Consider the following 20175-nt stretch of genomic DNA (forward strand, 5'->3'; position numbering starts at 1 on the left):
ATTGTTGCAGCCGGGCCGCACGGCCGGGGCGGCGGCTTGCCGCGTGTGGGTGGCTAGCGGCGGCGGAAGACCAGGCGGCCGGAGAGCACCGTCGCCACGCATGCCGTGGCTCCCCGCTCGGCCAGTTCCGTCTCGTCCTCGACGTCGAAGACGGCGAAGTGGGCGGCGGAACCCGGCCGGCGGGGCGGGGCCGCCTCGGGCCGGCGGGCGAAGGGGTTCAGGGACGGGGGGCCGGCGGCGGGGGCCGGGCGGGGGACGACGGCGATGCCGGTGCGGCGTACGGCGTCCTGGACCGCGCGGACGCGCAGCGGCTCGCACGCCACGGCGACCGTGCCGTACGCCAGCATGCGCTGGACCCCGCGCCGGGCGCTCGCGCCCCAGCGGGCGTCGTCCATGGCGAGCGCGGCGAGCGCGGCCCCGGTCAGCGGCTCGGTGCCGAGGGCGTCGGCCTCCCGCGGGTCCGGGTGGTACGTCCGCTCCAGCAGTTCGTTGCCGTAGGGGTTGACGTACCCGGGCGTGAGGATGCCCGGCCAGGCGCGCACACGCGCGTGGCCGTGCGCGGCGGCGAGGTCCTCCAGCGGCCCCACGGCCTCGATCCGTTCACCCCGGACGAGGTAGGCGTGGCCCCTGGAGTCCGCGTGGAGCGTCAGCACGGCGACCCTGGTCCCTGGTCCGACTCCCTGGTTCGGCCTAGTTCGACGCGAGCAGCTTCAGCTCGGGGTGGGCGGTGCCGCCCTCGATGGCCGTGGAGGAGATGTGGGAGACCACCCGGTCGTCCACGGGGTCGTTCGCCGGGTCGTCGTGCACGACGAGGTGCTCGTACGTCGTCGAACGCTGCGCCGGGACGCGGTCCGCCTTGCGGATCAGGTCGATGATCTCCAGCCGGTTGGAGCGGTGCCTGGCACCGGCCGAGGAGACGACGTTCTCCTCCAGCATGATCGAGCCGAGGTCGTCCGCGCCGTAGTGCAGGGACAGCTGGCCGACCTCCTTGCCCGTGGTGAGCCAGGAGCCCTGGATGTGCCGGACGTTGTCCAGGAAGAGGCGGGCGATCGCGATCATCCGCAGGTACTCGAACAGGGTCGCCTGGGTGCGGCCCTTCAGGTGGTTGTTCTCGGGCTGGTAGGTGTACGGGATGAAGGCGCGGAAGCCGCCCGTGCGGTCCTGTACGTCCCGGATCATCCGCAGGTGCTCGATACGCTCGGCGTTGGTCTCGCCGGTGCCCATGAGCATGGTGGAGGTGGACTCCACGCCCAGCCGGTGCGCGGTCTCCATGATCTCCAGCCAGCGCTCGCCGCTCTCCTTCAGCGGGGCGATGGCCTTGCGCGGGCGCTCCGGCAGCAGCTCGGCGCCGGCCCCGGCGAAGGAGTCCAGGCCCGCCTCGTGGATCCGGGTGATGGCCTCCTCGACCGACACGCCGCTGATCCGGGCCATGTGCTCGACCTCGGACGCGCCGAGGGAGTGGATCACCAGCTGCGGGAAGGCCTCCTTGATGGCCCGGAAGTGCTTCTCGTAGTACTCGACGCCGTAGTCCGGGTGGTGGCCGCCCTGGAACATGATCTGGGTGCCGCCGAGTTCGACGGTCTCCGCGCAGCGGCGCAGGATGTCGTCGAGGTCGCGGGTCCAGCCCTTCGCGGTGTCCTTGGGAGCCGCGTAGAAAGCGCAGAACTTGCACGCCGTGACACACACGTTCGTGTAGTTGATGTTCCGCTCGATGATGTACGTGGCGATGTGCTCGGTGCCCGCGTACGTGCGGCGGCGCACGGCGTCGGCGGCGGAGCCGAGGGCGTGCAGGGGGGCGTCACGGTAGAGGGCGAGCGCTTCCTCGGGGGTGATGCGTCCGCCCGCCGCGGCGCGGTCGAGGACGGACTGGAGGTCGGCCTTCTCGGTCACCGGCGTCCCTTTCGCAAGGTTCGTGAACGGACCACGTCAGCCTACGCCAGGCTGTTCCGGCCACCGACGTCAGGCCGCGAAGGCCCCGGTCAGCAGCCCGGCGAGGGTGCCGGCGAGCAGGAAGGGGCCGAACGGCACGCCCGTCTTGCGGTCCGCGCGCCGGGCGAGGACGAGGGCGCCGCCGTAGAGGGCGCCGAGCAGGAACGCGGCGAAGGTGCCGAGCAGCACGGTGGGCCAGCCGTACCAGCCGAGTACGGCGCCCGACCCGGCGGCCAGTTTCACGTCGCCGAAGCCCATGCCGTCCGGGTTGACGAGGTGCAGCACGAAGTAGCCGGCGGCGAGGGCGGGGGCGGCGCAGAGGGCGGTGGGCCAGTGGCCGGTGTGCTCGGGGAGCAGGGCGGCGAGGCCGAGCAGGGCGAGGGCGGCGGCGGCGAACGGGAGGGTCAGCGGGTCGGGCAGCCGGCGCACCCGCGCGTCGACGGTGGCGAGCAGCACGCCGACGGGCGCGAGCAGCAGCCAGGCCCCCAGCTCGGGCCGGGAGCCGGTGGCGGCGGCGAGGGCGGCGCAGACGAGTGCGGTGGCGGTGGCGAGGACGGCGGTCTCCCCGCGGGTGCCCCCATCGGACCGCCCGCGGCACTCCCCGCAGCCCGCTGTGCCCAGCCAGCCCCGGACCGGATGGACACCGGCCGGGCACCGGTCGCGCCAGGGTTCGCCGTAGGGCACGCAGAAGCGGTACGCGGCCCGGGGCAGCAGCAGCCCCGTCAGCGCGCCCCACGCCCCGGCCGCGAGCACCGGCAACCCCGTGGCCGTCCCGTCCACAGACCCTCCCCCTTCGTCTCGTACGCGGCGGGCGGTTACCGCCGGAGCAGTTCCACCCGCACGTCGGCCGGGAAGCCGGTCGTCGGCCCCACCCGGCGGGCGAACTCGGCGACCGCCTCCAGCTGAGGGGCGCCGAAGCCGAAGTCGAGCGTGGTGAAGTAGCGCTCCAGGGTGGCCTCGTCGAACGCCTCCCAGCGGGCGGCCTGTTCGGCGACCTTGGCGACCTCCTGCAGGGAGAGGTCGCGGGAGGCGAGGAAGGCCTCGTGGACCTCGCGGGTGATGTCCGGCTCGCGCTCGGCGTAGTCCCGGCGGGCCGCCCAGACCGCGAAGACGAACGGCAGCCCGGTCCACTCCTTCCACAGCGCGCCGAGGTCGTGCACCTGGAGGCCGTAGCGGGGCCCGTCGACCAGGTTGGCGCGCAGGGCCGCGTCGCCGATGAGGACGGCGGCCTCGGCCTCCCGCATCATCAGGCCGAGGTCGGGCGGGCAGGTGTGGTAGTCGGGCCGGACGCCGTACCGCTCGGCGAGCAGGAGCCGGGCGAGCCGGACCGAGGTGCGGGAGGTCGAGCCGAGGGCGACCCGGGCGCCGTCCAGCCGGTCCAGCGGCACCTGGGAGACGATCACGCAGGACATCACCGGCCCGTCGCAGCCGACGGCGATGTCCGGGAAGGCGACCAGGTCGCCGGCGTTGCGGAGGAACTCGACGAGGGTGACGGGGCCGATGTCCAGCTCTCCGCTCACCAGCCGCTCGCTGAGCTTCTCCGGGGTGTCCTTGGTCAGCTCGAAGTCGAGCAGCGTGCCGGTTCTCGCGAGCCCCCAGTACAGGGGCAGGCAGTTCAGGAACTGGATGTGGCCGACACGCGGCCGGGTGCGAGCAGTGTCCACATCGCGAGGCTAGCTCGGGTCCCGTACGTCACCTGGACCACCCCGACCCCGAACGGCCCAGCGGACGTTCAAACATTCGGGTGAAGTGATCTTGACCTCTATTGCTTTCCGGCGCCCCCGTGCTAGGCTCGCCGCAAGTTGCAGTTTGGTTTCCCTTGCAGTACAGAGCCTGCGGAGCATGTGACCGCGGGCTCTCGTCGTTTTCAGAAGTATGCAGTGGTGCGGCACCGTTTCACACTTGCAGGTTCTGGAGCAGGGCAACCCTTTTGAGCCCAAGGAGGGCTTATGGCTACCGGAACCGTTAAGTGGTTCAACGCCGAAAAGGGCTTTGGCTTCATCGCCCAGGAGGGCGGCGGCCCCGACGTCTTCGTTCACTACTCCGCGATCAACGCCAGCGGCTTCCGCTCCCTTGAGGAGAACCAGGCGGTGACCTTCGACGTCACGCAGGGCCCGAAGGGCCCGCAGGCGGAGAACGTCACCCCCGCCTGATTCCCTGCCTGATCGCAGAACCTGAGAGCAGTACCCAAGGAGCCCCACGCCATCCGGCGACGGGGCTCCTGCCTTTTTCCGTTCATTTCCCGTTCACGGGCCCCACCGGTCCCACGGGTCCCGGACTCTCACATGTGCTGCATGACGAGCACGAGCCTCGCCCCGGCCGCGAGCGCCTCGTACGAGTGAGGCACATCCGCCCGGTATGACATGTAGTCCCCCGGCCCCAGTTCCACGACCTCCCCGCGCGGCCCCGCTTTCACCGCGCCCTCGCTCACCACCAGGTGTTCCACGGTCCCCGGAATATGCGGTTCCGATTCCCGTACCGCCCCCGGCTCCAGCCGGACGGAATACAGGTCCCGGCGGGCCCCCGGCGGGCAGGAGGAGAGCAGGGAGGCCAGATAGCCGGACTGCTCGGAGCGGACCGCGGGGCCCTGCCCGGCCCGGATCACCCGCACCGGCAGCACGGGCGGCTCGACCAGCGCGCCGAAGGGCACACCGAGCGCCACCGCGAGCGCCCAGACGGTCTCCAGACTCGGGTTCCCGCTCCCCGCCTCCAGCTGGGACAGCGTGGACTTGGCCACGCCGGCCCGCCTGGCCAGCTCGGACAGGGACAGCCCGGCCCGGCCGCGCTCCCGCTTCAGGGCGGCGGCGATCCATTCCAGGGGGAGTCGGGCGGGGGTTGCCTCGGCCATGTCGTTCGCTCCATCACACGATCGTGTGTCTTGACGGACAATGTGCTCAGCGTTCATCGTAGAAAACATGCGTTCGGCACAGCGAACGGGACCCGCCGGGCCCCCCGACAGCGACGACGACCGCGCCCTCCTGCGGGACAGCGCGCTCGTGGGGCTGGCCGACGGCATCCTGGGCGTGTCCTTCGGCGCCGTGGCCGTCGGGAGCGGGCTGCCGCTGTGGGTGCCGGTGCTGATGTCCGTGGTGGTGTACGCGGGGGCGGCCCAGTTCACCGCCGTGAGCGTGCTGTCTGCCGGGGGCGGCCCGGCCGCCGCCGTGGCCGCCGGCCTGATGCTCAACACCCGCAACGCCGCCTTCAGCCTGGCCGTGGCCGACATCCTCGGCACCGGCCGGGTGAGCCGGTTCCTCGGCGCCCACCTGGTCACGGACGAGTCGGTCGCCTTCGCCCTCGCCGAGCCGGACCCGGCCCGGCGGCGCCGGGCGTTCTGGACGGTCGGAATCGGCGTGTTCGCGGTCTGGAACCTCGGCGTCCTGGCCGGCGCGCTCGCGGGCAGCGCCCTCGGCGACACCGGCCGCTACGGCCTGGACGCCGCCTTCCCCGCCGTCCTGGCCGCCCTGGTGCTGCCCACCGTGCGCACGGACGCGACGGTACGGCGGTGCGCCCTGCTCGGCGCCACGCTCGCCCTCGCGGTCACGCCCGCCGTCCCGGTCGGGGTCCCGGTGCTGCTCGCGCTGGCCGGACTGCTGGCGCACAGACGCCCCGCGGTCTCCGGAGCCGCCGTATGAACGCGGTCATCACCGTGACCCTCGCCCTGGCCGTCGGCACGTACGCCTTCCGGCTGGTCGGCCCGGTCCTGCACGGCCGGGTCACCGTGCCGCCGCGGGTGCAGGAGCTGGCGTCGGCGAGCGCGGTGGTGCTGCTGGTCGCCCTGCTGGCCACGGGCACGCTGACCGAGTCCGGCCGCTTCGCGGGCTGGGCCCGCCCGGCCGGGGTCCTGGTCGGCGCCGCGCTGGCCTGGCGCCGGGCCCCGTTCGTCGCGGTGGTGCTGGCCGCCGCGGTGACGACGGCGCTGCTGCGGCTGGCGGGGACGGATTAGGCCGCGTCCCGCCAGACGGTCAGATCGCCCTCCAGAAAGGCGGCCTCCGGCAGCGCGGTCGACTTGACCTGGACGACGAACAACGCGATGTCCCCCGACGGGTGCCGGAGGCAGAACTCACTGCCGGCCGCCGCTCCGGCCAGCGTCCAGCTGTGCTTCGTGGCGTCCTTGAGGATCAGCCGGCACTCGTCGAGGGTGGTGCCGTGGGCGCCGTACATCTGGATGATGACGCTGTCCCCGCTGTCCAGTTCGCACCCGATCGTCCGGCAGCCGAGGCGGAGGGCGCCCCTGTCGTCCTTCCCCTTGCCGTCCGGGTGCTCGATGCTCAGCGGGGTCGTCGCGTCCAGGTACGCCCGGGCGTGGTCCTCGGCGCGCGGCCGCGCCGGCGAGGGGGAGCGCGCCGCCGCCCCGGGCACGGCTGCTCCCCCGCCCGGGGAGTCCGCCGAGCCGGAGCCGGAGCCGGACGCGGACGCCGACGACCGCGCGCCACCGGAGCCGGGCGAGCCGGACGCCGTGGCCCCGGACGCGGTGGCCCCGGCTGCCGCCTTCCGCGCACCCCACCGGCCCTCCGTGACCACGCCCGACCAGGCCAGGACGGCCACCAGCAGCGCGCCGACCGCCACGGCGGTCACCGAGATCAGCGCGGTGCGCCGCCTGCGGGTCTCGCGTTCCCGAGCCGTCGGCCGCGGCCACCCGGGCGGCGGGTAACCGACCAGCGGCCGCGGGGCGATGGCGGTGGGCTCGGGCACCGGCGCCGGGACCGTGACCTCCGGCCCGGTGATCTCCCGCCACACGGCCGGTCCGCCGCCCGCGTCGGCCTGCGCGCCCAGCCGCCGCCGGCACCACCGCACGATCTCCGCCGGGGTGGCCCGCTCCGCCGGGTCGGCGGCCAGACACCGCGCGAACAGCGGGCGCAGCGGCTCGGGCAGCAGGGACAGGTCGGGTTCGGAGTGCACGATCCGGTACAGCACGTTCACGCCCGGCCCCTCGCCGTACAGCGGGCGGCCCAGCGCCGCGAACGCGGCCGTCTGCCCGAGCGCGAACACGTCCGTCGCCGCCGTCACCTCACCGCCGGTCGCCTGCTCGGGCGCCATGAACGCGGGTGTGCCGATGATGCTTCCCGTCGCCGTGTACGAGGTCCCGTCCGCCGCCACCGCGATACCGAAGTCGATCACCCGGGGCCCGTCGGCGGCCAGCAGTACGTTCGACGGCTTCAGGTCCCGGTGCACGACCCCCTCGGCGTGGATCGCCCGCAGCGCCTCCGCGACCCCCGCCATCAGCCACAGCACCGCCGCCACCGGCAGCGGACCGCGCCGGGCCACCGCGTCGGCCAGCGACGGCCCCGGCACGTACACGGTGGCCAGCCACGGCGGGGTGCCGTCCGGGTCCGCGTCGATCAGCTCGGCGGTGTACGCGCCGCGCACCCGCCGGGCCGCCGTCACCTCCCGCCGGAACCGCCGCCGGAAGTCCGGGTCGTCCGCCAGTTCGGGCCGTACGACCTTCAGCGCGACGGGACGTCCGCCCTGGGTGTGGGACAGGTACACCCGGCCCATACCGCCCGCACCGAGCCGGGCCGCCGGCCGGTAACCGGCCACCGCCACCGGGTCGTCGGCCTGGAGCGGCCGGAAGACCTCCGTCATCGGGTCCATCGGCCCGTCCCCCCCACGTCATGTTCCGGCGTCATGTTCCGGCCAACGGCGATCAGAGTACGGGGGGCCCGGGTGCGGCCCGCTAGGGTCCCTCCCCATGACCGACACCCGCGCCTTCTACGACACCATCGCCGAGGACTACGCCGTCCACTTCCGCGACCAGCTCGCGCACCGGCCCCTGGAGCGGGCCCTCCTCGCCGCGTACGCCGAACAGGTCGGACCCGCGGGACTGGTCGCCGACCTCGGGTGCGGCCCCGGCGAGATCACCGCCCACCTCGACGGGCTCGGTCTGTCCGTGTTCGGCCTCGATCTGTCCGAGGCGATGATCGCCCTCGCCCGCCGCCGCCATCCCACGCTGCGGTTCGAGCAGGGCTCGATGCGGGAGCTGCCCCTGGCCGACGGTTCGCTGGCCGGGGTGGTCTCCTGGTACTCCAGCATCCACACACCCCTGGACGAACTCCCCGGCCTGTTCGCCGAGTTCCACCGGGTCCTGTCCCCCGGCGGCCGGCTCCTGCTCGCCTTCCAGACCGGTGACGAACCACTCCACCTCGACCAGCCGTGGGGCCACCCCGTCTCCCTGGACTTCCACCGGCGCCGCCCCGAGCAGATGGCCGGGCTGCTGAGCGACGCCGGTTTCGCCCCGCACTCCAGCACGGTGCGCGAGCGGGTGGAGGAGCACGGGGAGTCGGCCCCGCAGGCGTTCCTCCTCGCCCGGAAGAAAGGCTGACGAGGTCTGAGGGTGCCGCGCCCGGCCCGGCCCCGCACCGGCTCAGGGAGCGCGAGTGGCTCGCTCAGCGCACGGAGGCGACCGTGTCGGCGAAGGCGCGGGCCGGTGGGCTGAGCGCGTCCCAGCGGCGTACGGCCCAGCCGACGGGGAGGGGGCGCAGGCCGGGCAGCGGGATCAGCCGGAGGGGGCCGTCGCCGGGGACGGGCAGGCCGGGGACGGCGGGGACGACCGCCTTGCCGACGCCGAGTTCGGCGAGGAGCAGGGCGGTGTCCCAGTCGGCGACGCTCGGTTCGTAGGCGAACCGGACCCCTCGTTCCGCGCAGGCCGCTTCGAGGTGGGCGGCGGACGTGGAGTTGGGCGGGAGCCGGATGAGCCGGGTGCCGGCCAGGTCGGCGGGGTCGAGGTGGGCGCGGTCCGCCAAGGGGTCGTCGGCCGGTACGGCGAGGAGCCAGGGCAGTTCCACGACCGTCCGCTGTTCGATGCCGCGGACCGGGGGGCCGATGGTGATCCAGGCGAGGTCGAGGGTGCCGTCGGCGAGGGCGTCGAAGCTGCCCCGGCCCGAACTGACCGTCTGGAACTCCAGGTTGACCTTGGGATGGCTGCGGCGGAAGGTCACGACCGCCTCGGACATGAAGTGCCGTACCGTCGTCGCGCCGGTGGCGACGCGGACGTGGCCGCTGTGGCCGTCGAGGAGGTCGCGGAGCTGTCGCACGGCCAGGTCCAGGCCGTTGATGCCCTCGGCCGCCGCCGTCTCCAGGATCCGGCCGGCCTGGGTCGGCACGACCCCGCGCGGGCGGCGTTCCAGCAGGGCGACGCCGGTCTCCCGCTCCAGCCGCTTCACATGCTGGCTGACGGCGGACTGGGTGCGGCCGAGGTCGCGGGCGACCGAACTCAGGCTGCCCGCGCGGCACACGGCCACGAACACACGGAGGTCGTCCAGAGTCATGAGACCCAAGTTAATGCTTGGATCCGGGAAGAAAACCCCAGGATTGACTGGGTGTTCGCCTCGTACGAGGATCGTGGGCGGGCCGCGACCGACCCAGGCGGCAACCCTGCTCCCCGCCCCGCCGAGTCCGGACGACGCGGGAGACGCGGGGAGCGGGTGCCGACCGTGCGGTCAGCCCTGGCCCAGCAGCGCGATCAGGCGCCCCACCGCGGTCACGACGGGCTCGCCGACCGTGCCGACGGCGGCGGCGATCTGGGCGATGGAGGCGAGGAGCAGTCCGCGCTCGCGCAGGGCGGCCCGGTCGGGGGTCAGCGCGGGCAGGGCCTCCTCCACGGTCCGGTCCTGCTCCGGGGTGAGGTGCCGGCGCAGCTCCGCGAGGCCGCGGGTCAGTTCCGCGACGGCGGCGCGGAGTTCGGGATCGGCGGCGGCGCCGACCGTGCCGTAGTTGAAGCCGACGTTGCCCTGGCCGCCGTTGACGTTGGCGACCGGCCCGTAGTAGTTCGTCGTGTCGCTCACAGCTTGAACCCCGTGTTCCCCTGGCCGCCGTTGAGGTTGGCGACCGGCCCGTAGTTGTTGGTGTGGTACTGGTGCACGACCGCGGTGAACTCGGCCTCCGGGTTGTCGATCGCGTACGCGATCCGGCCGGCGATCTGCCGCAGTTCCTCCATGCTCGGCAGGGTCACCACCACCGACGAGCCGCTGGCGACCTGGACGGCCAGCACCGGCTTGTCCGCTTCGAACAGGCCCTTGAAGGTGATGAACAGCACCGCGACGAGCAGGACGATGAGGAGCGCGGGATTGCCGTTCTCCCCGATGCGCGCGTCACCTCCGCTCATCAGGTTGAACACGACGTAGATCACGACGGCGGCGAGCAGCCCTTTCAGGGCGCGGCCGAGGGCGGAGCCCCGGTCGGGCTTCAGCATGAAGGCGTCGACCATGGTGATGTTGTGCAGCGGGAAGGCCGCCGAGCCCACCCACAGCATGCGGCGGCTCACCCGGAGGACGAGTGCGCCGCCCGTCCGCCCCGTGGGCGGCGCGGAGGGCGGGGGTGGTGGGGCGGCCGGTGGCCCGGGCGGGCGCCCGGGCGGTGGTGGGGCGCCGGTGCCGTTCGTGTCGTCCATGTGCTCCCCCGTGATGTCGACTTTCCGCAGAGTACGGCCTACGCGCGGCGCTCGTACAGGCCTTCCACCTGCGCCGCGAAGTCCTTCAGGATCCGGTCCCGGCGGAGTTTCATCGACGGGGTCAGCTGGCCGGCCGCCTCCGTGAAGTCCGTCGGCAGGACGGCGAAGCGGCGGATGGACTCGGGGCGGGAGACCAGCTTGTTCGCCTCGTCCACCGCCCGCTGCAGAACGGCCGTCAACTCCTCGTCGCCCACCAGGAGTTCCGGCGGCACCGGGTGCTTGCCGAGCATCTGGCGCCAGTGGGTGATGCCGTCGGGGTCGAGGGTGATGAGCGCGGAGACGTAGGGGCGGCCGTCACCCACCAGCATCACCTGGGAGATCAGCGGGTGCTGGCGCAGCCAGTTCTCCAGCGGGGCCGGTGCCACCGACTTTCCGCCCGCCGTGATCAGCAGCTCCTTCTTGCGGCCGGTGATGGTCAGATACCCCTCGTCGTCCAGTGCGCCGAGGTCGCCGGTCGGCAGCCAGCCCTCGCGGGTCGCGGGGACCACCCCGCCCGCCTGGGCGTCCCAGTAGCCGCGCAGCACATGGCCGCCGGCGACGAGGATCTCGCCGTCCGCCGCGATCCGCACCCGGGTGCCGGGCAGCGGCCAGCCGACCGTGCCCAGCCGGGGCTTGAGCGGCGGGGTGACCGTGGAGGCGCCGGTGGTCTCCGTCAGGCCGTAGCCCTCGAAGATCTCGATGCCCGCGCCCGCGTAGAACGCGGCGAGGCGCCGGCCGAGCGGGGAGCCGCCGCAGATCGCGTACCGGACGCGGCCTCCCAAGGCGGTGCGGATACGGCGGTAGACCAGGGGGTCGTAGAAGGCGCGCTGGGTCTTCAGGGCGCGGCTCGGGCCGGGGCCGGTGCCGGTCTGGCCGGCCTCCAGCGCCTCGCCGTAGCGCCGGGCCACGGCCGCCGCCCGGTCGAACACCGCCGTCCGGCCGCCCGCCTCCGCACCGGCCCGCGCCGAGTTGTACACCTTCTCCAGCATGTAGGGGATGGTCAGCAGCGCGGTGGGCCGGAAGGCGGCCAGGTCCGGCAGCAGATCGTCCGGGGCCAGGCTGGGCGCGTGGCCGAGGCGGACCCGGGCGCGGACGCAGGCGATGGCCACCATCCGGCCGAAGACATGGGACATGGGCAGGAAGAGCAGCACCGACGGATCGTGGTCGCGCGCCTTGAACACCGGGTGGAGGAGTTCGATGGCGTTGTCCACCTCGGCGAAGAAGTTGCCGTGCGACAGGGCGCAGCCCTTGGGGCGGCCGGTGGTCCCGGAGGTGTAGATCAGCGTGGCGAGCGTGTCGGGGCCGAGCATGCCCCGGCGGACGCCCACCTCCGCGTCCGGCACCGCCGCGCCCGCGTCGGCGAGCCGGGCCACATGCTCCTTCTCCATCACCCACACATGGCGTACGTCGGGCAGGTGCGGGAGTTCGGGACCGATCGCGGCGGCCTGGGCGGCGGTCTCCGTGATCAGGGCGACCGCGCCGGAGTCGTGCAGGATCCAGCGGGTCTGGAAGACGGAGGAGGTCGGGTACACCGGCACGGTGACCAGCCCGGCCGCCCACGCGGCGAAGTCCAGCAGGGTCCACTCGTAGGTCGTACGGGCCATGATCGCGATCCGGTCGCCGGGCATCAGGCCCTCGGCGATCAGCCCCTTCGCCACCGCCCGCACCTCGGCGGCGAACCGTGCGGCCGTCACGTCCGTCCAGCGACCGCCGGGCAGCCTGCGGCCGAGCACGACCGCGCCGGGGGCCGCCTCCGCGTTCTCGAACGGCAGGTCGGCGAGGGAGCCGTGGGTGACGGGGGGCGCGAACGGCGGCACCGACACCTCCCGTACCGCGCCGTCCAGCCGCCGTATGTCGGGCTGGACGAGGACCGGCCGGCCGTCGTAGTCGGTGGCGGAGACGGGGGCGCCGGAGGAGGCGGGGGCGTTCGGGTACGACGTGGACACGGGCGGCTCCTCTGGCGTGCGTGCACCGGCGGCGGACCCCTGTGCGGGCGGGGTTACCGCTGGTCAGGCCTGGTGATCGTACGGCTCCACTGTGAGAGGGTTGTGCGGGTTCCGGGCGGGTCCGGGGCCGGGGATGTGCAGCCTCGGGGGGTGACCCCCGCCCCGGCTTACCTCCGGTAACGTTACTTCGGAGTAGGCCATCCGGAGACACCGCTGGGGCGTGACCCGATGCACACCGTGACCCTCGCCGCGCCGCCCGCGCTCGGCCCCCTGCTGGCCCGGGGCGCCCTGCGCTCCCCCTTCAAACGCCCGGCCCCCGACGCCGCCGTCCCCCGCACCCGGCTGGTCCTGCCCGGCGTCCGCGTCGATCTCGCGCACCTGGCCGCGTACGAGCGGGTCTGCGGCTTCCCCACCGGCGAGTCCGCCCTGCCCCTCACCTACCCGCACGTCCTCGGCTTCCCGCTGGCCATGCGGCTGATGAGCGGCCGGGACTTCCCGCTGCCGCTGCTGGGGCTGGTCCACACCTTCGTCGAGATCGAGCGGCGCACCGCGCTGCCGGCCGACGAGAGCTACGAGATCTCGGTGTGGGTGGCGGAGTTGACGGCGCGCAGAAGCGGGACCGAGGCGGTGGTGGTGACGGCCGTACGGTCGGAGGGCGAGGTGGTGTGGTCGTCCCGCAGCGGGTACCTGGCCCGGACCGAGGGGCCGGCACCCCGCGATACGGCGGGTGTCCGGGAGCGGCTGCCCACCGTCGCCGAGTGGCGGCTCGGCGGTGATGTGGGGCGGCGGTACGGGGCCGTCTCCGGCGACCGCAACCCCATCCACCTGCACCCGTGCACCGCCCGGCTCTTCGGCTTCCCCCGGGCCGTCGCCCACGGCATGTGGACCCTCGCCCGCTGCCTCGCCGCCCACGGCACCCCGGCCACGACCGTCGTACGGGCCCGCTTCCGGGCACCGGTGCTGCTGCCGGGCACCGTGGCGTACGGGGCGGACGGCCGGGGGCGGTTCGAACTGCGGGGCGAGGGCGGGCGGTTGTGCGTGGCGGGGTCGGTCCGGGGCGGCGGGTCGGTCCGGGGCGGCTGAGGGACGCGGGAAGCCGCGTGGGCGGTTCCCGGTGGCGCTAATCCCGCTCCGGCGGCGGGGTCCAGGTCCTGCCCCGCATCAGGTTGCCCAGGCCCGACCAGGCGAAGTTCATCAGGGTGGACGCGGCCTGGTGGGCCGTCACCTCCGGTGTGCTGTTGGCCCACGCGGCGAGCGACTCCGCCGCGCCGACCAGCGCCTCGGCGAGCCCGGCCACCTCGCGCTCCGGCAGGTCGGGGTCCCGGTGCGCCTCCCGCGCCGCCACCGCCACCAGCCGGGTCACGAACGCGACGATCTCCGCGCGCATCGCCGCCGCCTCGGACACGAACGGCTCACCGTGCCTGCGCGCCTGGAGATACAGCACCGACCAGCCGTCCGGATGCTCGGCGGTGTGCGCGAAGAACGCCCGCAGACCGTCCCACAGCTGCTGCTCGACGGGCAGGTCCTGCCGGACCCCCGCGCGGACGGCCGCCGTGAGCGCGGCGGCCTCCCGGCGGATGCAGGCGGTGAAGAGGTCTTCCTTGGAGTTCAGGTACAGGTAGACCAACGGCTTGGACACGCCCGCGACTTCGGCGATCTCGTCCATCGACGCGGCCGTGTACCCGCGCTGCCCGAAGATCCGCACGGCGGCGTCGAGCATCTGCCGCTCGCGCACCGCCCTCGGCATCCGCTTGGTCTTCACGGCACCCATGGGGCAAGACTAGTTCGGCCGGGTGCCGTACCCGGCCGGGCACGATTCGACGGAGCACGTACCGGCCGAGCGCGTACCGGCCGGCGGCGGGCCGCCGCCCCGGGCACGCGCTAGCTGGAGGCGGTGGCCCCGCCCTGCGCCCGCGCGACGTCGTCGGCGAGGTCTTCCTGGGTGCGGTTGGCCTCCAGGTTGGCCTTCATCCGGTCGACCTTCTGCACGATCCGCACCGAGGCCCGGTCCCGCTCCTTGCGCAGCACCACCCAGCTGATCGGCGCCGACAGGACCAGGGAGAGCAGCAGCACCCACAGGAGGTTGGAGTCACCGAAGCCGCGCGGGAAGATGCCCGAGTAGACGGCTCCCCAGACGATCACGAGGCAGCCCGCGAAGATACCGAGGCGCATCAGCGTGTAGCGGAGCATCTCAATCCACTCGTCCGATTCCAAATAGGGTCATCGTCCAGTGAAGCACGAGCCGGTGGCGATCATGCAAGGGGGTCGAGCAAGGGGGTGGCAGGGGCGCCGGGCGCCGGGCGGGTAATAGATACACTCCGCTGGTGCCTCTTACCTTCACCTTGGATCCAGCGATCACCCCCGCCCTCCGCGACGGCATCCTCGATCTGTGGGCGGACGTCTCGAACGCTGGCGGCTCCGTCGGCTTCGTCCCCCCGGTGACCCGTGACGAGATACGGCCCGAGCTGGTGCGCCACTTCACGCAGCTGGTCGAGGGCCGCACCCGGCTGCTCGTCGGCCACGACGAGGCCGGCCGGGTGGCCGCGACCGCCTTCCTCACCCGCAACACCCACCGGCTGATGACCCACTGGCTGTGGCTGTACACGGTGATGGTCCACCCCCGCCACCAGGGCCGGGGCTACGGCCGCGACCTGCTGGCCGCCGCCGAGGAGGCGGCCCGCGGGCTCGACGGCATCGAGGCGATCCGGCTGACCTGCCGGGGCGGGCACGGCCTGGAGCGGTTCTACGCCTCCTGCGGCTACAAGGAGGTCGGCCGGGTCCCGGACGCCATCCGGGTCGCGCCCGGCGACGACCGCGACGAGATCGTCATGCTGCTGCCGCTGCGCTGACCCGGCTTGCGGCGCCCTCGGGGACGAAGGGTGCGGCGTCGTACCGGTCCTCGGGGGCCTTCGCTGCCGGCATGCCGGGCGAGTACCCCTCGTTTCCGGCGGAGAAGCGAGGGGGTCGTTCCTGCCGTCGCCCGGCTGCGGCTGGTTCGGAAGTGACCGAGTGGTCAGACCCGCATCGGCTGGGGCTCGTCGCGGCGGGACGGGTCCGGGCCCTCGTACTCCCGGATGATCTCGTAGCGGGTGTTGCGTTCCACGGGGCGGAAGCCGGCGTCGCGGATCAGCTCCAGGAGGTCTTCCCGGGTCAGCTTGTTCGGCGTGCCGTAGTTGTCCGCGTCATGAGTGATCTTGTACTCGACGACCGAGCCGTCCATGTCGTCCGCGCCGTGCTGAAGGGCCAGCTGGGCGGTCTGCACGCCGTGCATCACCCAGAAGACCTTCACGTGCGGCACGTTGTCGAAGAGCAGCCGGGAGACCGCGAAGGTCTTCAGCGCCTCCGCGCCGGTCGCCATCCTGGTGCGCGCCTGGAGCGTGTTGCGCACCTTGCCGTCCTTCATGTCCACGAAGTCGTGCTGGTAGCGCAGCGGGATGAAGACCTGGAAGCCGTTCGTCTCGTCCTGGAGCTCACGCAGCCGCAGTACGTGGTCGACGCGGTGCCTCGGCTCCTCGATGTGGCCGTACAGCATGGTGCACGGGGTCTTCAGACCCTTCTCGTGCGCCAGCCGGTGGATGCGGGACCAGTCCTCCCAGTGGGTGCGGTGGTCCACGATGTGCTGCCGGACCTCCCAGTCGAAGATCTCCGCGCCGCCACCGGTCAGCGACTCCAGGCCCGCGTCGATCAGCTCGTCCAGGATCTCCGAGGCGGACAGCCCGCTGATCGTCTCGAAGTGGTGGATCTCGGTCGCCGTGAACGCCTTCAGCGAGACGTTCGGCAGCGCCTTCTTCAGCTCCCGCAGCGAGCGCGGGTAGTACCGCCACGGCAGGTTGGGGTGCAGACCGTTGACGATGTGCAGCTCGGTGAGGTTCTCCGACTCCATCGCCTTGGCGAGCTTGACGGCCTCCTCGATGCGCATCGTGTACGCGTCCTTCTCGCCCGGCTTGCGCTGGAACGAGCAGTAGGCGCACGACGCGGTGCACACGTTGGTCATGTTGAGGTGACGGTTGACGTTGAAGTGGACCACGTCACCGTTCTTGCGGGTGCGCACCTCGTGGGCGAGACCGCCGAGCCAGGCCAGGTCGTCCGACTCGTACAGCGCGATGCCGTCCTCGCGGGTCAGCCGCTCCCCGGAGCGGACCTTCTCCTCCAGCTCGCGCTTGAGCCCGACGTCCATGGCAACACCTTTCTACGACAGCCCGACCAACGGTATCCCTAGACCTCTTCGGGCAGCTCCCCGACCCGGTTCTCCCACTTCGTGGACAGCACGATCGTGGTCCGGGTCCGCGAGACGCCCTTGGTGCCGCTGAGCCGGCGGATGGTCCGCTCCAGGCCGTCCACGTCCGACGCCCGGACCTTGAGCATGTACGAGTCGTCGCCCGCGATGAACCAGCAGTCCTCGATCTCCGGCAGGTCGCGCAGCCGCTGGGCGACATCCTCGTGGTCGGCCGCGTCGGAGAGGGAGATACCGATCAGTGCGGTGACGCCGAGGCCCAGCGAGGCCGCGTTCACCGTGGCGCGGTAGCCGGTGATGACACCGGCCGCCTCCAGCCGGTTGATGCGGTCGGTGACGCTGGGGCCCGACAGGCCCACCAGGCGCCCCAGCTCCGCGTACGAGGCCCGGCCGTTCTCCCTCAGGGCCTGGATGAGCTGCCTGTCCACCGCGTCCATGCGATCGAAGCCTTCCGGTGAAAGTTCCTGGAGTGATGAGAGGTACGTACTGCTAATCGCCCCGCGGGCCGTCCGCCGGACCGCCGCCGCCCAGGTCTCCCCGCCAGCGCCGGTACAGACCGTGGCCGACGCCCGCCGCGTCCAGCACCCGGCCGGCCACGAAGTCCACCAGGTCCTGGATGTGGGTGGCGCCCGCGTAGAAGGCGGGCGAGGCCGGGACGACCGAGGCGCCGGCGTCGTCCAGGGTGACGAGGTGGCGCAGCGTCTGGCCGTTCAGCGGGGCTTCCCGTACGGCCACGACCAGCGGGCGGCGCTCCTTCAGCGTGACGCTCGCCGCACGCTGGAGGAGGTCCTTGGACAGGCCGAGCGCCACACCGGCCACGCAGGCGGTGGAGGCGGGCACGATGAGCATGCCGCGGGCCGGGTAAGAGCCGGAGGACGGGCCGGCCGCGAAGTCGCCCGCGCTCCAGTAGCGGACGCCGCTGACGTCCACGTCGAAGGTGCCGGGCTTGCCGTCGGCGCCGCGGGCCAGCCATTCCCCGAGGTCGTCCTGCCAGTGGGCGTCCCGGAAGGGCAGGCCCGTCTCGTCCAGCAGCGTCAGCCGCGAGGCCCGGCTGACCACCAGGTCCACCGCTTCCCCGGCCGCCAGCAACGCCCGCAGCACGGCCGCCGCGTACGGCGTCCCGGAAGCTCCGGACACCCCCACGATCCAAGGCACGCGCTGCGTTTCTCCTGCGTTCACACCTTGAGCGTACCGGCGGACACCAAGGGGCTCAGGACCGGTTGGGGTTCGGGGCGGCCGGGAGGGCGGGGTCCGGCCACCCGGCCGGGGACCCCGCGAACGGCGGAAACGGGCTAGACGGTGAGCCCTCGCACCAGGAGGTCGAGCAGCGCGCACACGAACAAGGCGATACCGATGAACCCGTTGACGCTGAAGAACGCCCTGTTCAGCCGGGACAGGTCGTGTGGGCGGACGATCCGGTGCTCGTAGCCGAAGGCCGCCGCGACGATCACCAGGCCCAGCCAGAAGAACGCGCCCGCGTCGGTGGCGAGGGCGTACCAGACGAACAGGGCCGTGGTGACCGTGTGGCACGCGCGGGCGCCCCAGATCGCGGCCGGGATGCCGAAGCGCGCCGGGACCGATTTCACGCCGATCTCGCGGTCCGTCTCCACGTCCTGGCAGGCGTAGATCAGGTCGAATCCGCCGATCCAGATGCCGACGGCCAGGCCGAGGATCACGGCCGTCCAGGACCACTCCCCGCTGATCGCCAGCCAGCCGCCGATCGGGCCCATGGCCTGGGCGAGGCCCAGGATGGCCTGCGGGAAGTTGGTGAACCGTTTGCCGTAGGGGTAGACCACCATCGGCACCACCGCCACCGGTGCCAGGGCCAGGCACAGCGGGTTGAGCAGGGCCGCCGCGCCCAGGAAGACCACGACGGCGATCAGCGCGCCGGTCCAGGCGTGCCGGACCGACATCGCGCCCGTCACCAGTTCCCGGTGCGCGGTGCGCGGGTTACGGGCGTCGATCTCGCGGTCGATGATCCGGTTGACCGCCATCGCGAACGTGCGCAGGCCCACCATGCAGACGGTGACCAGGAGCAGCCGGCCCCAGTGGATGTTCTCGTCCCGCTCGTACATCGCCGTCAGGGCGGCGATGTAGGCGAAGGGGAGCGCGAAGACCGAGTGCTCGATCATCACCAGGCGGAGGAACGCCCTGGTCCGGCCCGGCTGGGCGATTGCGGCAGCGCTGCTCACAGCCCGTACTCCTTCCAGCGGCGGTCCACCAAGGCCGCCGTGTCCGGGTCCGACAGGACCATCTCCGGCCACCCGCCGTCGCGGGTGTAGCCCTCCTCCGGCCACTTCCGCGTGGCGTCGATGCCCGCCTTGCCGCCCCAGAACTGCTGGTAGGAGGCGTGGTCGAGGTGGTCGACGGGGCCTTCGACGACCGTGAGGTCACGGGCGTAGTCGGTGTTGCCGAGGGCCCGCCAGGCGACCTCGTGCAGGTCGTGGACGTCACAGTCGGCGTCCACGACCACGATCAGCTTGGTGAGGGACATCATGTGCGCCCCCCAGATGGCGTGCATCACCTTCTGAGCGTGCTTGGGGTACTTCTTGTCGATCGAGACGATCGCGCAGTTGTGGAAGCCGCCGGCCTCGGGCAGGTGGTAGTCCACGATGTCCGGGACGATGATCTTGAGCAGGGGCAGGAAGAAGCGTTCCGTGGCCCGGCCGAGGGGGCCGTCCTCCGTCGGGGGCCGGCCGACGACGATCGACTGGAGCAGCGGGCGCCTGCGCATCGTCACGCAGTCGATCCGCAGGGCCGGGAACGGCTCCTGCGGGGTGTAGAAGCCGGTGTGGTCGCCGAAGGGACCCTCGGGCAGCATCTCGCCGGGCTCCAGCCAGCCCTCCAGGACCACCTCGGCGTTCGCGGGCACCTGCAGCGGGACCGTCTTGCAGTCGGTCATCTCGATCCGCTTGCCCGCGAGGAAGCCGGCGAACAGGTACTCGTCGATGTCGCCGGGCAGGGGGGCGGTGGAGGCGTACGTCACGGCCGGCGGGCAGCCGAAGGCGATCGCCACCGGGAGGCGTTCACCCCGGCGGGCGGCCACCTGGTAGTGGTTGCGGCTGTCCTTGTGGATCTGCCAGTGCATGCCGATCGTGCGCTTGTCGTGGCGCTGGAGGCGGTACAGGCCCAGGTTGCGGACGCCGGTCTCGGGGTCCTTGGTGTGGGTCAGGCCGAGGTTGAAGAAGGAACCGCCGTCCTGGGGCCAGGTGAACAGCGCCGGGAGCCGGTCCAGGTCGACGTCGTCACCGTGCAGGACGACCTCCTGCACCGGCGCCTCCTTGACCTTGCGCGGCGGGACGTGGGCCATCGCGCCCAGCTTCCCGAAGGCCTCGCGCACACCGACGAAGCCGTGCGGCAGCTCGGGCCGCAGCAGACCGCCGATCTTGTCGGAGATCTCGTCGTACGACTTCAGGCCCAGCGCCTTCAGCAGGCGGCGGTCGGTGCCGTACACGTTCATGGCGAGGGGCAGGTCCGAGCCGCGCACGTTCTCGAAGAGCAGCGCCGGGCCGCCGGACTTCTGCACCCGGTCGACGATCTCCCCGACCTCCAGGTACGGGTCGACCTCGGCCTTGATGCGCTTGAGGTCGCCCTCGCGCTCCAGCGCCCGGAGCAGGGAGCGAAGATCGTCGTAAGCCATG

At 72.7% G+C, this 20175-nt stretch carries 23 protein-coding genes; 6 read left to right on the plus strand and 17 right to left on the minus strand.

The features are described 5' to 3' along the window. Nucleotides 1-53: 53 nt before the first annotated feature. The 4 genes from ABD350_RS11605 to ABD350_RS11620 form a co-directional block, all read right to left on the minus strand. Nucleotides 54-653 carry an imidazolonepropionase-like domain-containing protein gene (locus ABD350_RS11605; RefSeq protein ID WP_344347840.1) on the minus strand — a complete coding sequence of 200 codons (600 nt, stop codon included), beginning with the start codon at nt 651-653 and terminating at the stop codon, nt 54-56. Between the two features lie 37 nt (nt 654-690). Further along, on the minus strand, nt 691-1890 hold the full coding sequence (gene mqnC / locus ABD350_RS11610; RefSeq protein WP_344347841.1) for a cyclic dehypoxanthinyl futalosine synthase: 1200 nt from the start codon (nt 1888-1890) through the stop codon (nt 691-693). A 69-nt stretch (nt 1891-1959) separates the two neighbouring features. Beyond that, nucleotides 1960-2709, minus strand: coding sequence for a prepilin peptidase (locus ABD350_RS11615; protein WP_344347842.1), 750 nt, complete (start codon nt 2707-2709; stop codon nt 1960-1962). Nucleotides 2710-2744: 35 nt separating this feature from the next. Beyond that, entirely contained in the window at nt 2745-3593 is an 849-nt protein-coding gene (locus ABD350_RS11620) for a menaquinone biosynthetic enzyme MqnA/MqnD family protein (protein WP_344347843.1), read from the minus strand. A gap of 285 nt (nt 3594-3878) precedes the next feature. On the opposite strand from ABD350_RS11620, the gene ABD350_RS11625 reads away from it, so the two are divergent. Continuing rightward, nucleotides 3879-4082 (plus strand): cold-shock protein, encoded by a 204-nt coding sequence (locus ABD350_RS11625; RefSeq protein WP_016645643.1) that lies wholly within the window; start codon nt 3879-3881, stop codon nt 4080-4082. 128 nt (nt 4083-4210) lie between these two features. Here ABD350_RS11625 and ABD350_RS11630 read toward each other — a convergent pair whose 3' ends face one another. Further along, a complete protein-coding gene (locus tag ABD350_RS11630; RefSeq protein WP_344347844.1) occupies nt 4211-4777 on the minus strand; it encodes a helix-turn-helix domain-containing protein in 567 nt (188 codons plus the stop codon). Between the two features lie 67 nt (nt 4778-4844). Between ABD350_RS11630 and ABD350_RS11635 the strand changes: the two genes are divergently transcribed. Beyond that, complete coding sequence (locus ABD350_RS11635) at nt 4845-5561, plus strand: AzlC family ABC transporter permease (protein ID WP_344347845.1); 717 nt, start codon at nt 4845-4847, stop codon at nt 5559-5561. After that, nucleotides 5558-5872 (plus strand): AzlD domain-containing protein, encoded by a 315-nt coding sequence (locus ABD350_RS11640; protein ID WP_344347846.1) that lies wholly within the window; start codon nt 5558-5560, stop codon nt 5870-5872. Before ABD350_RS11635 ends, ABD350_RS11640 begins: the two co-directional genes overlap by 4 nt. Here ABD350_RS11640 and ABD350_RS11645 read toward each other — a convergent pair. After that, nucleotides 5869-7521: a serine/threonine-protein kinase gene (locus ABD350_RS11645; protein WP_344347847.1), complete on the minus strand. Its 1653-nt coding sequence runs from the start codon at nt 7519-7521 to the stop codon at nt 5869-5871. The genes ABD350_RS11640 and ABD350_RS11645 overlap by 4 nt on opposite strands. Before the next feature lie 97 nt (nt 7522-7618). On the opposite strand from ABD350_RS11645, the gene ABD350_RS11650 reads away from it, so the two are divergent. After that, complete coding sequence (locus tag ABD350_RS11650; protein ID WP_344347849.1) at nt 7619-8248, plus strand: class I SAM-dependent DNA methyltransferase; 630 nt, start codon at nt 7619-7621, stop codon at nt 8246-8248. Nucleotides 8249-8312: 64 nt separating this feature from the next. On the opposite strand, the gene ABD350_RS11655 is transcribed toward ABD350_RS11650, so the two are convergent. The 4 genes from ABD350_RS11655 to ABD350_RS11670 all read right to left on the minus strand — a co-directional run bounded on the left by ABD350_RS11655 (nt 8313) and on the right by ABD350_RS11670 (nt 12300). Beyond that, nucleotides 8313-9194 carry a LysR family transcriptional regulator gene (locus ABD350_RS11655; RefSeq protein ID WP_344347850.1) on the minus strand — a complete coding sequence of 294 codons (882 nt, stop codon included), beginning with the start codon at nt 9192-9194 and terminating at the stop codon, nt 8313-8315. Nucleotides 9195-9365: 171 nt separating this feature from the next. Next, nucleotides 9366-9710, minus strand: a complete 345-nt coding sequence (locus ABD350_RS11660) for a hypothetical protein (RefSeq protein WP_344347851.1) — start codon at nt 9708-9710, stop codon at nt 9366-9368. Beyond that, the gene (locus tag ABD350_RS11665; RefSeq protein WP_344347852.1) at nt 9707-10315 is read right to left on the minus strand and encodes a DUF6232 family protein; all 609 of its coding nucleotides are present in this window, start codon (nt 10313-10315) and stop codon (nt 9707-9709) included. Before ABD350_RS11665 ends, ABD350_RS11660 begins: the two co-directional genes overlap by 4 nt. A gap of 38 nt (nt 10316-10353) precedes the next feature. Next, nucleotides 10354-12300 (minus strand): AMP-dependent synthetase/ligase, encoded by a 1947-nt coding sequence (locus ABD350_RS11670; protein WP_344347854.1) that lies wholly within the window; start codon nt 12298-12300, stop codon nt 10354-10356. A 228-nt stretch (nt 12301-12528) separates the two neighbouring features. Here ABD350_RS11670 and ABD350_RS11675 point away from each other — a divergent pair, with 228 nt between their 5' ends. Continuing rightward, the gene (locus ABD350_RS11675) at nt 12529-13383 is read left to right on the plus strand and encodes a MaoC family dehydratase (protein ID WP_344347855.1); all 855 of its coding nucleotides are present in this window, start codon (nt 12529-12531) and stop codon (nt 13381-13383) included. A 37-nt stretch (nt 13384-13420) separates the two neighbouring features. Here ABD350_RS11675 and ABD350_RS11680 read toward each other — a convergent pair whose 3' ends face one another. Beyond that, on the minus strand, nt 13421-14071 hold the full coding sequence (locus ABD350_RS11680; RefSeq protein ID WP_344347857.1) for a TetR/AcrR family transcriptional regulator: 651 nt from the start codon (nt 14069-14071) through the stop codon (nt 13421-13423). Nucleotides 14072-14181: 110 nt separating this feature from the next. Further along, nucleotides 14182-14490, minus strand: a complete 309-nt coding sequence (locus ABD350_RS11685; protein ID WP_344347858.1) for a DUF4229 domain-containing protein — start codon at nt 14488-14490, stop codon at nt 14182-14184. 134 nt (nt 14491-14624) lie between these two features. Here ABD350_RS11685 and ABD350_RS11690 point away from each other — a divergent pair, with 134 nt between their 5' ends. Then, on the plus strand, nt 14625-15149 hold the full coding sequence (locus tag ABD350_RS11690) for a GNAT family N-acetyltransferase (RefSeq protein ID WP_344347859.1): 525 nt from the start codon (nt 14625-14627) through the stop codon (nt 15147-15149). A gap of 164 nt (nt 15150-15313) precedes the next feature. On the opposite strand, the gene mqnE is transcribed toward ABD350_RS11690, so the two are convergent. The 5 genes from mqnE to ABD350_RS11715 all read right to left on the minus strand — a co-directional run bounded on the left by mqnE (nt 15314) and on the right by ABD350_RS11715 (nt 20174). Beyond that, nucleotides 15314-16477 (minus strand): aminofutalosine synthase MqnE, encoded by a 1164-nt coding sequence (gene mqnE / locus ABD350_RS11695; RefSeq protein WP_344347860.1) that lies wholly within the window; start codon nt 16475-16477, stop codon nt 15314-15316. Nucleotides 16478-16515: 38 nt separating this feature from the next. After that, on the minus strand, nt 16516-16971 hold the full coding sequence (locus ABD350_RS11700; protein ID WP_030601569.1) for an Lrp/AsnC family transcriptional regulator: 456 nt from the start codon (nt 16969-16971) through the stop codon (nt 16516-16518). Nucleotides 16972-17023: 52 nt separating this feature from the next. After that, complete coding sequence (locus tag ABD350_RS11705; protein ID WP_344347862.1) at nt 17024-17689, minus strand: UbiX family flavin prenyltransferase; 666 nt, start codon at nt 17687-17689, stop codon at nt 17024-17026. 137 nt (nt 17690-17826) lie between these two features. Beyond that, on the minus strand, nt 17827-18726 hold the full coding sequence (mqnP, locus tag ABD350_RS11710) for a menaquinone biosynthesis prenyltransferase MqnP (RefSeq protein ID WP_344347863.1): 900 nt from the start codon (nt 18724-18726) through the stop codon (nt 17827-17829). Next, nucleotides 18723-20174 (minus strand): menaquinone biosynthesis decarboxylase, encoded by a 1452-nt coding sequence (locus ABD350_RS11715; RefSeq protein ID WP_344347864.1) that lies wholly within the window; start codon nt 20172-20174, stop codon nt 18723-18725. The genes mqnP and ABD350_RS11715 overlap by 4 nt, the downstream gene beginning before the upstream one ends. Nucleotide 20175: the final 1 nt, after the last annotated feature.

It is taken from the genome of Streptomyces nogalater (assembly GCF_039532885.1).
Classification (GTDB): Bacteria; Actinomycetota; Actinomycetes; order Streptomycetales; family Streptomycetaceae; genus Streptomyces; species Streptomyces nogalater.

What these genes read in the sequence shown, in the direction of transcription:
- ABD350_RS11625 (WP_016645643.1), top strand. Translation starts at nt 3,879, where the DNA reads ATGGCTACCGGAACCGTTAAGTGGTTCAACGCCGAAAAGGGCTTTGGC.
- ABD350_RS11630 (WP_344347844.1), bottom strand. Translation starts at nt 4,777, where the DNA reads ATGGCCGAGGCAACCCCCGCCCGACTCCCCCTGGAATGGATCGCCGCC.
- ABD350_RS11635 (WP_344347845.1), top strand. Translation starts at nt 4,845, where the DNA reads ATGCGTTCGGCACAGCGAACGGGACCCGCCGGGCCCCCCGACAGCGAC.
- ABD350_RS11640 (WP_344347846.1), top strand. Translation starts at nt 5,558, where the DNA reads ATGAACGCGGTCATCACCGTGACCCTCGCCCTGGCCGTCGGCACGTAC.
- ABD350_RS11645 (WP_344347847.1), bottom strand. Translation starts at nt 7,521, where the DNA reads ATGGACCCGATGACGGAGGTCTTCCGGCCGCTCCAGGCCGACGACCCG.
- ABD350_RS11650 (WP_344347849.1), top strand. Translation starts at nt 7,619, where the DNA reads ATGACCGACACCCGCGCCTTCTACGACACCATCGCCGAGGACTACGCC.
- ABD350_RS11655 (WP_344347850.1), bottom strand. Translation starts at nt 9,194, where the DNA reads ATGACTCTGGACGACCTCCGTGTGTTCGTGGCCGTGTGCCGCGCGGGC.
- ABD350_RS11665 (WP_344347852.1), bottom strand. Translation starts at nt 10,315, where the DNA reads ATGGACGACACGAACGGCACCGGCGCCCCACCACCGCCCGGGCGCCCG.
- ABD350_RS11675 (WP_344347855.1), top strand. Translation starts at nt 12,529, where the DNA reads ATGCACACCGTGACCCTCGCCGCGCCGCCCGCGCTCGGCCCCCTGCTG.
- ABD350_RS11680 (WP_344347857.1), bottom strand. Translation starts at nt 14,071, where the DNA reads ATGGGTGCCGTGAAGACCAAGCGGATGCCGAGGGCGGTGCGCGAGCGG.
- ABD350_RS11685 (WP_344347858.1), bottom strand. Translation starts at nt 14,490, where the DNA reads ATGCTCCGCTACACGCTGATGCGCCTCGGTATCTTCGCGGGCTGCCTC.
- mqnE (WP_344347860.1), bottom strand. Translation starts at nt 16,477, where the DNA reads ATGGACGTCGGGCTCAAGCGCGAGCTGGAGGAGAAGGTCCGCTCCGGG.
- ABD350_RS11700 (WP_030601569.1), bottom strand. Translation starts at nt 16,971, where the DNA reads ATGGACGCGGTGGACAGGCAGCTCATCCAGGCCCTGAGGGAGAACGGC.
- ABD350_RS11715 (WP_344347864.1), bottom strand. Translation starts at nt 20,174, where the DNA reads ATGGCTTACGACGATCTTCGCTCCCTGCTCCGGGCGCTGGAGCGCGAG.